Annotated in this window: 13 protein-coding genes; 8 read left to right on the plus strand and 5 right to left on the minus strand. The window is 43.2% G+C overall.

The features are described 5' to 3' along the window. Positions 1 to 99 precede the first annotated feature (99 nt). Positions 100 to 813, plus strand: coding sequence for an LmeA family phospholipid-binding protein (locus tag H6G74_RS17535; protein ID WP_190968885.1), 714 nt, complete (start codon positions 100 to 102; stop codon positions 811 to 813). 44 nt (positions 814 to 857) lie between these two features. Here the strand turns inward: H6G74_RS17535 and H6G74_RS17540 are convergent, their stop codons facing one another. After that, positions 858 to 1742: a phosphatidate cytidylyltransferase gene (locus H6G74_RS17540; protein WP_190968886.1), complete on the minus strand. Its 885-nt coding sequence runs from the start codon at positions 1740 to 1742 to the stop codon at positions 858 to 860. Positions 1743 to 1757: 15 nt separating this feature from the next. Continuing rightward, positions 1758 to 2360 (minus strand): precorrin-6Y C5,15-methyltransferase subunit CbiT, encoded by a 603-nt coding sequence (cbiT, locus tag H6G74_RS17545; RefSeq protein ID WP_190968887.1) that lies wholly within the window; start codon positions 2358 to 2360, stop codon positions 1758 to 1760. A 94-nt stretch (positions 2361 to 2454) separates the two neighbouring features. Here cbiT and H6G74_RS17550 point away from each other — a divergent pair, with 94 nt between their 5' ends. Together H6G74_RS17550 and tatA are read left to right on the plus strand one after the other, a co-directional pair. After that, positions 2455 to 3939, plus strand: a complete 1485-nt coding sequence (locus H6G74_RS17550; RefSeq protein WP_190968888.1) for a protein kinase domain-containing protein — start codon at positions 2455 to 2457, stop codon at positions 3937 to 3939. Between the two features lie 75 nt (positions 3940 to 4014). Beyond that, positions 4015 to 4188, plus strand: a complete 174-nt coding sequence (gene tatA / locus H6G74_RS17555; protein WP_190968889.1) for a twin-arginine translocase TatA/TatE family subunit — start codon at positions 4015 to 4017, stop codon at positions 4186 to 4188. 308 nt (positions 4189 to 4496) lie between these two features. Here the strand turns inward: tatA and cphA are convergent, their stop codons facing one another. Next, positions 4497 to 7202 carry a cyanophycin synthetase gene (gene cphA / locus H6G74_RS17560; RefSeq protein WP_190968890.1) on the minus strand — a complete coding sequence of 902 codons (2706 nt, stop codon included), beginning with the start codon at positions 7200 to 7202 and terminating at the stop codon, positions 4497 to 4499. Positions 7203 to 7372: 170 nt separating this feature from the next. Beyond that, positions 7373 to 8236, minus strand: a complete 864-nt coding sequence (locus H6G74_RS17565; protein ID WP_190591683.1) for a cyanophycinase — start codon at positions 8234 to 8236, stop codon at positions 7373 to 7375. 640 nt (positions 8237 to 8876) lie between these two features. On the opposite strand from H6G74_RS17565, the gene trmD reads away from it, so the two are divergent. The 4 genes from trmD to larB all read left to right on the plus strand — a co-directional run bounded on the left by trmD (position 8877) and on the right by larB (position 12841). Continuing rightward, positions 8877 to 9608 carry a tRNA (guanosine(37)-N1)-methyltransferase TrmD gene (trmD, locus tag H6G74_RS17570; RefSeq protein WP_190968891.1) on the plus strand — a complete coding sequence of 244 codons (732 nt, stop codon included), beginning with the start codon at positions 8877 to 8879 and terminating at the stop codon, positions 9606 to 9608. Positions 9609 to 9632: 24 nt separating this feature from the next. Next, a complete protein-coding gene (gene ispF, locus H6G74_RS17575; RefSeq protein WP_190968892.1) occupies positions 9633 to 10118 on the plus strand; it encodes a 2-C-methyl-D-erythritol 2,4-cyclodiphosphate synthase in 486 nt (161 codons plus the stop codon). 86 nt (positions 10119 to 10204) lie between these two features. Further along, positions 10205 to 11989, plus strand: a complete 1785-nt coding sequence (locus H6G74_RS17580; RefSeq protein WP_190968893.1) for an ABC transporter substrate-binding protein — start codon at positions 10205 to 10207, stop codon at positions 11987 to 11989. Between the two features lie 63 nt (positions 11990 to 12052). Continuing rightward, positions 12053 to 12841 (plus strand): nickel pincer cofactor biosynthesis protein LarB, encoded by a 789-nt coding sequence (gene larB, locus H6G74_RS17585; RefSeq protein WP_190968894.1) that lies wholly within the window; start codon positions 12053 to 12055, stop codon positions 12839 to 12841. Between the two features lie 197 nt (positions 12842 to 13038). On the opposite strand, the gene H6G74_RS31240 is transcribed toward larB, so the two are convergent. Further along, a complete protein-coding gene (locus H6G74_RS31240; protein WP_242051266.1) occupies positions 13039 to 13497 on the minus strand; it encodes a hypothetical protein in 459 nt (152 codons plus the stop codon). Positions 13498 to 13625: 128 nt separating this feature from the next. On the opposite strand from H6G74_RS31240, the gene H6G74_RS17600 reads away from it, so the two are divergent. After that, entirely contained in the window at positions 13626 to 13832 is a 207-nt protein-coding gene (locus H6G74_RS17600; protein ID WP_190968895.1) for a hypothetical protein, read from the plus strand. The last annotated feature ends 35 nt before the right edge of the window (positions 13833 to 13867 follow it).

The following is a 13867-nucleotide window of genomic DNA, read 5'->3' on the forward strand; positions in this document are numbered from 1 at the left end:
AATATTTGCATTTTGTCCTGAATCGCCATAGATGTTAAATTTAAGGCTTGTTTCAGTTTAGTTAGTTGATGAGCTAAAATTCATCAACACAATAGTTCCATGCCTGAAAATAATTCCCAAGCAAAGGGTGCAAATAAAATACGAATTATCACCAATGTCCTCACTACAGCGATCAAACTTTGGTTAAGGTCGCAAGTGAGTCATGTATCCGAGTTAGAGGTGGATATTCAAGCGAGCGATCGCCAACTTCTCTCAGGTCGTATTCCTTGGGTTTCTATTGCTGCAAGCGATGCAGTCTATCAAGGCCTCCATATTACACGAATTCAACTCGTTGCGGAGAACATTCAAATCAACATAGGCGCAGTACTGAAAGGCCAGCCCTTGCGACTGTTGGCAACAGTACCAGTGGTTGGCGAACTGATCGTAGATGAGAAAGACCTCAACAGTTCTATCTCATCAGAACTATTATCGACTGCTTTAAATGAAGTACTGGTTCAACTTGTACCAGAACACTGCCTAAAATCCAAGCAAGTAGCTTGGAAAAAAATTATTTTGGAGAATCATCGAATAATTCTGGGTGCTATACTAACACGTCCCAGCGACAATATACCTCTGGAAATATCTTTAAATTTAAATTTATTTGGTAATCAAGAATTACGGTTATCACAGATTAAAGTGATAGAAAATGGTTCACCTCTAACTTTAAGTAACGAAAATTACAATTTAGATTTAGGTTCTGATGTCGAAATTCAAGAACTAAAACTGATCTCCTCCCAATTAGTGTGTCGTGGGAAGATTAATGTGAATCCGTGAGAAGTGTGAAGTATGAAGTGAAAAATTCTTCATACCTCCTGCCTTCACTTAATCAACGGCAATAACAATGTGACGAAGTAGTAAACTAACGGGGCTGTGAAAATATAGCTGTCGGTGCGGTCTAAAATGCCGCCATGACCGGGGATCAGTTGTCCAGAGTCCTTTACCCCAGCATCGCGCTTCAGCATAGATTCTGTTAAATCGCCTAACAGACTAGCAATCCCAATTAGTAAACCCAAAGCTATACCTGTAAACAGAAATTGGGGTAACTGAAGATAATAGCAGCCTGCGATCGCCACAGCCACACTACCAGCAATGCCAAATACTGCGCCTTCTACAGTTTTTTTCGGGCTAATATCTGACAAACGAGTTTTACCAAAGAATTTACCAAACACATAAGCGCCAATATCAGCCGCCCAAATACATAAAAACGCCAATATAGTAAATGTGAAACCTGGTGGTATGGCAGCTAAATTGTTTGGGTTTAAAATCTCAGCCCAAGAATTAGGCCAGTAACCATTGAGGGGAATATTACTCAAGGCTGCACTGCCAATTCCCCGTAGTCTTACCCAATAGCTTGACAGATAAGCTACATAAAATAGTCCCATAATCGAAGCGGAAACATCAGCGATCGTCGCCATTTTGGGCTGAAATAGCAAGTAAAAACAAATCACAGTCCCACCCAGAGGTAATACTGCATCCGCTAAACTGCCATCGACTGTACAGATAATCAGCAAGACTTGGCTGACAAAAATGGTGGTTTTTGTCGCTGGGACAATGCCTCTAGCCTTGACTAAATTAAAATATTCCAGTTGCCCTAAAAAAATGCTGACGGCAATCGCAACGGTGAAGTACCAACCTCCTAAAAGGGTGGCTGCCAAAGCAAGGGCGATCGCAATAATTCCACTAATAATTCGAGACCAAGGCATAGAAGTATTTTAGATTTAGTCTAGTTTCTCACCACTGAGGATAAAAATGGGATCAACGGCGGTAAAAGTCTGAGAAAAGCCTTTTGTCTCTAGACGATTGACGGCAGACTGAACAACTTCAATATTTACTGCACGTAACTGAGAAAAGCTTTGAGAAATAGCATACAGACTTTCTAGATTACCAGCTGTCGCCACGACGCGGCCTGATGATGGCAAATAATCCCAGACAGTTTTTAAAATATCCTGAATATGTCGTCCGCCTTCAATGCAAACCCGGTGAGGTGCTGTCTGAATTTCATGTAAACATTCTGGGGCGCTACCTTCTATGACCTCCACATTTTTGACCTCAAAGCGATCGCAGTTACGCTTAATTAAATTCGCCACTTCTTCATCTCGTTCTACGGCAATAATCTTGCCCTGGGGACACAGTAGCCCAATTTCTACGGGGATTGTCCCTGTACCTGCACCGATATCCCAAAATACAGAGTCAGGTTTGAGGCGTAGTTGAGCAATCAACAACAGTCGCACTTCTCGTTGAGTAAAGGGTATTCCCGGCAAATGCTCAAATAATTCGTCGGGAATGCCGGGTGTAACGTAAGGCCAATGTTGGGTAGGCATATTAAAGATATATTTATACTAAAGATACTCGCTTGTTAAATTTAGACAAGTTATAGACCATCGAAAGTTTGACAACGTAGCATCATCAGCAATTATGATAACTGAGCAAATATTAGGCGATCGCTACGAAATTCAACAGCAATTAGGCAAAAAGGCAGGGCGACGGACTTTTGTTGCTCGTGATTTAACAACTCAAGAATTAGTCATCATTAAGTTACTTTCATTTAATAGTGACTTTGAATGGGATGATCTCAAGTTATTTGAGCGTGAAGCCGAAACATTAAAATCTTTATCACATCCTGCTATCCCTCGCTATATAGACTATTTTGAGGTAAATTCACCAACTATCAAAGGCTTTGCTCTGGTACAGACTTATATCCCGTCCCAAACTTTAGAGCAATGTTTACAATCGGGGCGGAGTTTTACAGAAGTTGAAGTTAAACAGATAGCCACAGCAATTTTAGAAATTTTGATTTACCTACACTGTTTAAATCCGCCTGTGATCCACCGTGATCTTAAGCCTAGCAATATTTTATTGGGCGATCGCTCTGGTAATAGTGTCGGTCAAGTCTATTTAGTTGATTTTGGTTCAGTGCAAACAGTCTTGGCTACTGAAGGGGGAACGCGGACTGTAGTTGGTACTTACGGTTATATGCCACCAGAACAATTTGGTGGACGCACCGTACCTGCATCTGATTTATACAGTTTAGGCGCAACTTTAATTTATTTAGTTACAGGTACTCACCCGGCTGATTTACCCCAAAAAGATTTGCAAATTCAATTTGATGGTGCTGTTCATCTGAGTTCGGGTTTGACTCGGTGGCTAAAGTGGATGACTGAACCGAGTTTAGACAGGCGATTGAGTAGTGCAAATGCAGCCCTAGCCGCTTTGGAACATCCACAACTTTTACAAAAACTCCAACCAGCAGGAATTAACCTGTCAGACTGGATTAGAGGTCATTGGTATTGGGATGGAAATCATTGGGTTTCTAATAATCTAACCATTGATGTTTCCAAACCTGTTGGAAGCAAAATTCAACTCACAAAAAATGAGGACTGCTTGGAAATTAGGATTCCCCCTAGTGGTTTTAAAGCGTCGATGCTATTTACTGGTACATTTGCGATCGCTTGGAATTCTTTTATTTTATTTTGGACAATCAATGTTCTGGCTATACCTTTCCCAGCAAATATTCCCTTTGCTTTGTTCTCACTGCCTTTTTGGGTTGCTGGCTTTTTCATGATATCGAACTTAATGTTCGGTTTGTCTGGCAGCATTCGATTGTATGTAGATTCCCAGCAAATTACTTACAACCGTAATTTATGGGGCTGGGCTTTTCATAAACCTCAGCTATCACTTAGACAAAATATCAGTAAATTAGTTTATATTCCCCAGCATTTGAGTAAATATAAAGATGATAATGGTTATCGAATCACAGTCCCGGCACAACTAGATATTTGGGTAGGAACTCAAAGATATTCTCTTGGTGGTCATACGGGTATTGTCTTATCAGCAGCAGAAATAGAATGGTTAGCTTATGAATTAAGCGATTGGTTAAAGATTCCCCTTTCCCAAGACTAGGCAAGATTGTTTTAGAAATAGCTTGTACAACATCGGTTTATATTTAACTACAGAAGCTTGAGAGAGGAAACTTGTATGTTTGGACTGGGATGGCCAGAGGTGGGTATCATTGCCATAGTCGCACTGCTGATTTTTGGCCCGAAAAAAATTCCTGAACTGGGAAATGCACTGGGCAAAACTCTACGGGGTTTTAAAGAAGAATTGAATAATAGCAATGATGAAAAGAATTCGGAAAAAGAAGAGGAATAAGGGATAGGTTACAGGTTATATCATTTCACGAAAAATATGATACAGATGTAAACCCTGAAAGCTTTGCTGTATCTAAGTTTTTTAATTGCGAATTGCGAATTGCGAATTGTGAATTGGTATTACAGGCTTGTTTTGATTGCCAAACAGCCCTGACGCTGTTGAGGTGAAAATATAAAGGCGCGAAATTTTCGCGCCTTTACTAATGAAAAATCCTAAATTGCATTTACAGCAGGGTACAGGTGAGTGAGGGACAAATTTTCAGAAAAAAGCATATATTAAAGAACTTTTAACCTGATACCTGTTCCCTGCTATAAAAGTGTGTTGATCACCGAGGAAGGTGACACCCCATTTTGACTTTCTGTAGCGTTTGTGGGAGTGTTTTGTAGAGGCACTTCTTCTTTAACTAGACCACGCACTTTAATTAACTTGATGGCGCGGCTGACGCTCTCTGGCAAAATTACTACCAGTCCGTTTTCTGGAGCCATATCCAAACCTTTGTTAATAGCTTGGGTTTCGTCCATAATGACTTCGCAACGGGCATCGGGTTTAACTTGTGTAATTCCCTTCATAATCAGTTGCGAAGCTGATCCCCGTGGTCTACCGCGCGTGTCATCATCTTCTTTGACAATGATGTAATCGAAAATATCGGCGGCTAGTTTACCTAAAGTCACAAAGTCTTCGTCGCGGCGATCGCCAGGGCCACCAACTACACCAATTCGCTGTCCTGTGTTCCAATTACGCACAAATGCACCAACCGCTTCGTAACTGGCTGGGTTGTGAGCATAATCTACTAAGGCGTGGAAGGTTCCTAAGTTAAATAGGTTCATTCTGCCAGGGGTTTGACTCACAGAAGCGCGGAATGTTCTTAAGCCAGCGCGAATTTGTTCAATGGTGACGTTTTGTACAAAGGCTGCCAAACTGGCGGCTAAGGCGTTGGCAATCATAAATGGTGCGCGTCCACCCATTGTCAACGGGATTTGTTCAGCCCTTTCGATGCGGTGTGTCCAATCGCCCTTGACAATTGAGAGATAGCCGTTTTCGTAAACTGCGGCGACTCCTCCTTGTTGAATGTGCTTGCGGACTAATTCTGAGTCCGGGTTCATGGTGAAGTAAGCGATATTTGCCTTGGTTTTTTCAGCCATTGCCGCCACACGGCGATCGTCAGCATTAAGTACGGCATAGCCATCAGGGTATATGGCTTCGGCGACTACACTCTTGAGGTTGGCTAATTGATCGATGGTATCAATATCGCCTATACCTAAATGATCAGCCGCAACATTCAGCACTATACCAACATTTGCGGCTTCAAAACCTAACCCAGAACGTAAAATGCCTCCACGGGCGCTTTCTAATACAGCTACTTCTACAGTTGGGTCTTGCAAAATCAGGTGGGCGCTTTGGGGGCCTGTGTTATCACCTGCTTCTACTAAGTAATCCCCGATATATGTTCCATCTGTAGTTGTGTAACCTACTACCTTACCTGTTTGTTTATAAATATGTGCCAGCAGTCGGGTAGTGGTGGTTTTACCGTTTGTACCTGTGATGCTGAGGATGGGAATCCGGCTGGACTGTTCGTTGGGGAACAGCATATCAATTACTGCACCAGCAACGTTGCGGGGAATCCCAGAACTAGGGGCAACGTGCATCCGAAAACCAGGAGCGGCGTTGACTTCCACAATCACCCCATCAACTTCGCGCAAGGGGCGGCTAATATCTGTAGTCACGACATCTAAGCCAGCAATATCTAAACCGATAGTTTTAACTACCCTTTGCGCCATCCAAATAGTTTCGGGATGGATTTCATCAGTCCGGTCTACAGCAATGCCACCTGTACTGAGGTTTGCGGTTGCCCGGAGGTAACAAATTGTGCCTTTCGGTAAAACAGTGTTGAGAGTATGACCTTGCCTTTCTAATAATTGGTAGCTAGTCCGGTCTAGTTCAATCTTGGTGAGAACTTTATCGTGTCCGTCACCACGATTGGGGTCTTTGTTGGTTTCTTCAATTAATTGGGCGATCGTGGATCTACCATCACCAACCACATGGGCAGGTACACGTTCCGCTACGGCCACTACTTTGCCATCTACCACAAGTACCCGATGATCGCGCCCAACGTAATACCGCTCAACAATGATTGACCGAGAAACTTGTCTGGCAGCTTCATAGGCTGCTTCTGCTTCTTCCCAGTTTCTAATATCAATGGTGATGCCGCGTCCATGATTGCCGTCTAGTGGCTTAATCACGATGGGATAGCCACCAACATATTCAATCGCTTCTTCCAAATCATCCAAAAAGTTAATCACAGTACCTCTGGGTACTGGGACACCAGCTGCTGCTAAGATGCGCTTTGTCGCCTCCTTATCACAAGCTAGTTCTACTCCCAGGATGCCGGTTTTATCCGTCATTGTGGCTTGCATCCGCTTTTGGTTCACGCCATAGCCTAGCTGAATCAAAAAGCGTGCGCCTAGCTGCATCCAGGGAATGCCTCTTTTTTCTGCTTCTTTAACAATTGCTTCTGTAGAGGGGCCTAAAGAAGCATCACGCCAAAAGTCTTTCAGGTCTTGGATATCTTGTTCTAATTCCGCCTTGGGATAGCGGCCGCGATCGACAATGCTTTGACACAGCCTAACTGCGGCTCTGCCTGCATAGCGTCCTGCTTCTTCGTTCAGGTATTCGATGACTACCTGATAAACTCCGGGGGTGGAAGTTTCGCGGGTGCGGCCGAAGCCGACGTGCATTCCTGCTAGTTCTTGGAGTTCTAAGGCTACGTGTTCCACAATGTGGCCCATCATGGTACCTTCTCGTACCCGCATTAGAAAACCACCATGACAGCCAGGCGAACAATAATGACCCTCCAGACTTGGCAGCGCCTCAACTAATCCTTCATAAAATCCAGGGATTTCATTTGAGGGCGTCTCGGCAAGGTTCTCTAAATCGAGGCGCATGACGATCAGTTTGTGGCGTCGAATGCTCCAGTAGTTTGGGCCGCGTAAGGTCTGGATCTTGAGGATTCTCATGGGAATAGGTAGATGGAGATTCGGAACCAAAATTCTAGTTTCATACTGGATTTGACCGCTAAACTGTTTACCGTGAACAGTTTTTTCTGTTTACATGGTATTCCGTTAATTTTTTCTACCGCTAGAAATATACGCGATCAACTCAGTGTAACCTCGGATACTCTATCCCGTCAGCTGGAGATCCGGTGTACCGCAGGCAACACAGTCCGTTGGTACAGGTGAAAGCGATCGCCATAGCTGAGGATATGCAGACGTAAGTTATGCAACGTCAATGGTTCATTTGCACCAACGTGAGGTTCATTGGTGTGGGTAAGTTCAGTGGGGTCAACAATGGTCACACTGCCTTTGCCCATAACTTGTAACCAACCATCGCGTTCAAATACAGCACAGGTATCTTCATCGATACCAATTCCCAGTCGGTCTGGATGAGAGGCGATCGCACTCAGCAGACGACCTATACGATTACGGTTGTGGAAGTGTTGGTCAACAATCACTTCGGGGATAAATCCCAAACCAGTCGCCATATCGACTAAAGAGCGATTGGGTGTTTCACCACTACCACCACCAGCAATCATGTGATGCCCCATTACGGCTGCACCAGCACTAGTGCCTGCTAAGGTTAACTGTCCCCCTCTCACCCGCTGACGGATAATTTCCATCGCTGGTGTATCTGCCAACACGCCACAAAGGCGCAATTGGTCTCCTCCTGTCAGAAATACCCCGCTACATGCCTCTAGAGATGCCTTTACCTGGGAGGATTCACATTGTTCCCGCTCACGAATATCTAAAATTTCAACTTTTTCAGCACCCATCTCCTCAAAAATGCGAATATACCGACCACCGATAATAGCGGGTTCGCGGGAGGCTGATGGAACAATTGTAATATAAGCCTTATTAGCACCGGCACGGCCGAAAAAAGTTCTTAGGATTTCGCGTCCATGAACTTTATCTTCAGCGCCTCCGATGACCATAACAGCGGTTTTAGTTGCTTGGGGTGTCCTCATTTCCAGCGATTTAGCTTTTAATTGCTGCATTTTGTCTCTCCTGTCAACAACTTCAGGAACCATTGCTTGGGGCGGGTTTCCCGGTATATAGCAAATGGCGTGGCCATTACTTGGGACGGGTTTCCTGGCTTGTAGCGAATGGTGTGTAAATTTAACAAGGTTAAGTATCCATTTTGCTTTCTTCAGAGGACACTTTTTGGAAGTTGCCAGGGGCAATTTCTGCCAACTTGGCTTCTTGCTTGAGCCACATAAAGTTGTGATTTTTCATGTGTCTCTTGCCTTTGTTCAAAGCCAGCGCCTTGTTGTTTCCCTGTCCACAGTTCCAGACTGGCAGAATATTGTTTCGGAGCTAGGGTTCCTGGGAGAATTGAGGAACTAAGTTTCCTTTCTGGGATTGGGTGTGAGCAGGTCTGAACACGCTGTTTTTTGGTCTGGCTCGGTAAATCCTGGAAGTTGTTAACTTTGGTCAGATTATTAATTTAAATGTAGTTGTGACAATATTTAAACATAAATTAAGTAATTAGAAAAACTTTGGTTGCCACTAAAAATCAATAGTTCTAGTACTTTTAGATACTATTGATTAAGCTTATCTGTAGTTGTAACCTACATTTGCTTCTTGTGTTTACTAGACATTCAACTTTAAGATTAGTGTTCTTGAATACGAATTACTGTGCGCTTTGATATAGTTACACTTTTTCCTGATTGTTTTACCTCAGTTCTTAGTTCTGGGCTGTTGAGTAAAGCTTTAGCCAAACAAATTGCCCAAGTTAATTTAGTCAATCCCAGAGACTTTACCAATGACAAACACCGCAAGGTAGATGATGAACCCTACGGGGGTGGCGTGGGAATGCTGATGAAGCCAGAACCAATTTTTGGTGCGGTGGAGTCCCTACCCTGTTTACCTCGCCGAGAAATAATTTTGATGAGTCCCCAAGGTCAAACCATAGACCAACCTCTGTTGCGGGAGTTGGCGACGAATTATGACCAGTTGATCGTCATTTGTGGTCATTATGAAGGGGTAGATGAGCGAGTGCAGAATTTAGTGACGCGGGAAGTGTCTTTAGGAGATTTTATTCTCACAGGGGGCGAAATTCCAGCAATGGCGTTAATTAATGGAGTGGTGCGCTTGTTACCGGGAACTGTGGGTAAGGTAGAGTCGCTGAAATCTGAAAGTTTTGAAGAAGGGTTGCTAGATTATCCCCAGTATACTCGTCCGGCGAATTTTCGCGGCTGGAAAGTGCCAGAGGTCTTACTTTCTGGGAATCATGCCGCGATCGCCCGTTGGCGTTATGAACAACAAATTAAACGCACTGGCGATCGCCGTCCCGATTTACTGGAAAAATGGCAAGAGGAGAAGAAGCAGGGGAGCAGGGAGCAGGGAGCAGGGGAGAATAATTGTTGACCATTGACCAAGGACAAATGACAAATGACTAACATCAGAATTGGTAACGGCTACGATATTCACAGATTGGTGAGCGATCGCGCTTTAATTTTAGGTGGAATTCAAATTCCCCACGAACTCGGTTTACTCGGACATAGTGACGCGGATGTGTTAACACACGCCATCATGGATGCTATGTTAGGGGCTTTATCCTTGGGTGATATCGGTCATTACTTTCCCCCCACTGATCCCCAATGGGCAGGGGCAGATAGTTTGATACTTTTAACTCAAGTACATCAGCTAATAAAAGACCAAGGTTGGCAAATAGGTAACATAGATTCAGTAGTGGTTGCTGAACGCCCAAAACTAAAACCGCATATCGAGACAATGCGGAGTAAACTTGCCACTGTTTTAGAACTGCAACCCAATCAAATTGGCATCAAAGCTACCACCAACGAAAAACTCGGCCCAGTAGGACGAGAAGAAGGTATTTGTGCTTATGCTGTAGTCTTACTCGTCGCTACTGATTAACTTAATTTACTATTTGACTATGGCGACTATAGAAGTAAACCAGATATTATTCAGTGCAACAGTAAATATTCTTGCATCTCAAAACTATGCAAATTTTTAATTATAACTTGTCTAGTATTAAACGTTCTTGGATACTGATAATTTTATCGGCATTTACAGCAATAACCCTTGCTGCTTGTAACCCTAGTAATTTTAAAAGTTCGGCGGCACAAATACCACAAGTAGTCAGTAGTATTCTGAGTGATCCCAAAACATTTAATTATGCTTTAAGCCAAGAATTTCCCAATATTTTTGGCTTGACTTATGAAGGCTTGGTTGACCAAAATCCTATTACGGGAAAAGTTGAACCAAAATTAGCAGAATCTTGGCAAATTTCCGAAGATAAATTGAAGTTTATTTTTACTATGCGTCAAGATTTAAAATGGTCTGATGGTCAGCCGCTTACAGCCGATGATGTTGTATTTACATACAATGATATTTATTTTAATGAAGCAATTCCCACAGATGTGAGAGATGCTTTCAGAATTGGCGTGAGTCGCAAACTTCCTACTGTCCGCAAAATAGATGAACGGCGGGTAGAATTTGCTTTACCAGAACCCTTTAGACCTTTTTTATTAAATACAGCCACTCCCATATTACCTGCCCACGCTTTGCAAAAGTATGTGCAGGAAAAAGACAGTGAAGGGAAACCATTATTTTTAGCTAAGTGGGGTGTAGATACTCCGCCAGCAGAAATTATCGTCAATGGCCCTTTCAAGTTAGAGCGATATGATACTAGCCAGCGTGTTGTATTTCGGCGTAATCCTTATTATTGGCGTAAAGATGCTCAAGGAAAATCCCAGCCTTATATTGAACGTTTAGTTTGGCAAATTGTCGAAAATACAGACACAGCTTTGTTGCAGTTTCGGTCTGGTGGTTTAGATACCATAGGTATTTCACCTGATTACTTTTCTTTGTTAAAGGTGCAAGAAAAACAAGGAAATTTCACGGTTTATGGTAATGAACCTGGAACTGGTACCAACTTTGTTCTGTTTAATTTAAATAAAGGCAAAAGAAATGGCAAGCCACTGGTAGATCCAATCAAATCACGTTGGTTTAATACAGTGGAATTTCGGCAGGCGGTTGCTTATGCGATTGACCGCCAAACAATGATTAATAATACTTTTCGTGGTTTAGGCAGACCACAAAACTCTCCAGTTACAGTCCAAAGCCCTTATTATCTTTCACCGGAAGAAGGGCTAAAAACTTACAATTACAATACCGAACAATCAAAACAATTATTGCTCAAAGCTGGATTTAAATATAATGAGCAAGGTCAATTATTAGATGCTGGAGGTAATCGGGTTCGCTTCACTCTGCTGACAAATTCTGGGAATAAAATCCGGGAAGCAATTGGGGCGCAGATTAAACGAGACTTGGCTAAAATCGGGATGCAAGTTGATTTTACCCCGATCGCCTGGAATACTTATACAGATAAACTCTCTAATACCCTTGACTGGGAAGCTTCTTTGCTCGGTTTAACAGGCGGTTTAGAGCCAAATGATGGGGCTAATGTTTGGTCTCCTGAAGGTGGGTTGCACATGTTTAACCAAAAACCCCAACCAGGACAAAAACCCATTGAAGGCTGGGAAGCTTCTCCTTGGGAAATCGAAATTGGCAAACTTTACATCCAAGCAGCCCAAGAATTTGATGAGGCAAAAGTTAAACAAATTTATGCCAAAACTCAACGAATTACCCAAGAAAATTTGCCTTTTATTTATTTAGTCAATCCCTTAGCGATGACAGCAGTACGCAATCGCTTTGAAGGGATTAATTATTCTGCCTTGAGTGGAGCATTCTGGAACATTTACGAAATCAAAATTACAAAATAGTCAAAGCAGAAAATGAGCGTCTTGACTATGTACTATGGACTATGGACAAATGACCAATGACAAATGACAAATGATCAGAATTTGCGATCGCTCCTAGAAGAAGTCGCAAATGGTAAAGTTACCCCAGATATAGCCTTCAATTCTCTGAAAAACTTAGCCTATGAACCTGTAGGTGAGTTTGCCAAAATCGATAACCATCGCGCCCTCAGAACTGGTTTCCCGGAAGTGATTTGGGGGCTTGGTAAAACTCCTGAACAAATCATTCGCATTATTGAGGTGATGCGCCAACGTAACCCAGTTGTGATGGCAACTCGTATTGAACCATCGGTTTATGCAGTGCTGCAATCAAAAGTCCGGGGTTTGCAATATTTCGAGTTAGCCAGAATTTGCGCCATTACTCCCGAAATTATTGAACCTCAGTTTCCGGGGGAAATTGGTATTCTCTCTGCTGGAACTGCGGACTTACCTGTGGCGGAAGAAGCAGCCATCACAGCAGAACTTTCTGGGTTTCGTGTCCAACGTCTCTGGGATGTGGGCGTAGCTGGTATTCACCGCTTGCTGAGTAACCGTCATTTGATTGAATCAGCATCAGTATTAATTGTTGTTGCGGGTATGGAAGGGGCTTTACCCAGTGTGGTTGCAGGTTTAGCCGATTGTCCTGTGATTGCTGTGCCTACTAGTATTGGCTATGGTGCAAGTTTTGGTGGTTTAGCACCTTTGCTGACAATGCTGAACTCTTGTGCTGCTGGTGTTGGTGTAGTGAATATTGACAATGGTTTTGGCGCAGCAGTGTTGGCGGGGCAAATTTTGCGAACGGCGGCGAAGTTGAGGCAAAAAGAGGATAGGGGCTAGAGATTAGTATTTTGTTCAATTTTCTTCTAGCCAGCTATTTATAGTCAGTGACAAGTTACAGATTTATCTCTACACTCTTACGCTCAGTTCCACCTGTACAAAAATCTCACAACTCAACATCCAAACCTATTTCTAACCCCTAGCCCCTAGCCTCTATTCTCACTCTCCAACTCTGTCAGCTTAAGTTGCTGGATATTTTATGCTGACAGACCTGTTACTTTGATGACTACTTCATCAGCTACTCCTTCCCGTAGAAGATTAAGGGCTACAAGGCGAACACCTTCTTCAATACCTTCAACTCGACCTTCAGCCCGACCTTCATTCATGAGTGCTTGATAAGTTACTGACTCTTGCATAAGTTCTCTCCGCAGCAACTGTTGGATAATATCTTGATTTAATACTAACCCAGCGAGAAATCCAGGGGTGTGGGAGGTGTGGGAAGTGTGGGAGGTGTGGGAGGTGTGGGAGGATGGTGAAGAAATCTTTCCCTCCAAACGCCCCTCTCTTCCCACACTTCCCCCTCTCCCCTCTCTCCCCACATTCCCCACACCCCCTACCCATACGTGAGAAATTCGGGTGATGGGTTCACCTAAAAGCCAGGTAGCAAAATCACTGGCAAAGTTTTCTACGAGAAATTCACAGATGTTATCAAACATAAGAAAACTTTACCAAGTAATGATCGTGCGATCGCTACCTTAAATACTCCCTCCAATTAAGTCAGCCAAACACTGGACATCACCTAGAACTAGAGGTTATGACATAGAGGACTTTACGAGAACTCGGTATGCACTACCTCAATGATTTAACTTTTCAGCTATTTTGGCATTTGCCGATGAATGTAATGGTGTTGGCGCAGCAAGTTAGTGACCCCAATCTTATGGGACAGGTGCAGAAAGCTTGGAATCACTTTATACAAACAGGTCAAGTCTGGGCTTTACTGATTGGTGTAGTGATTGGTTGGCTATTTCGCAATCTTACCAGCTACGGTTGACACAGACAGGGGGTTGGTAGTACGGATTAGAGTAT

Source organism: Nostoc spongiaeforme FACHB-130 (genome assembly GCF_014698475.1).
In the GTDB taxonomy this organism is placed as follows: domain Bacteria; phylum Cyanobacteriota; class Cyanobacteriia; order Cyanobacteriales; family Nostocaceae; genus Nostoc_B; species Nostoc_B spongiaeforme.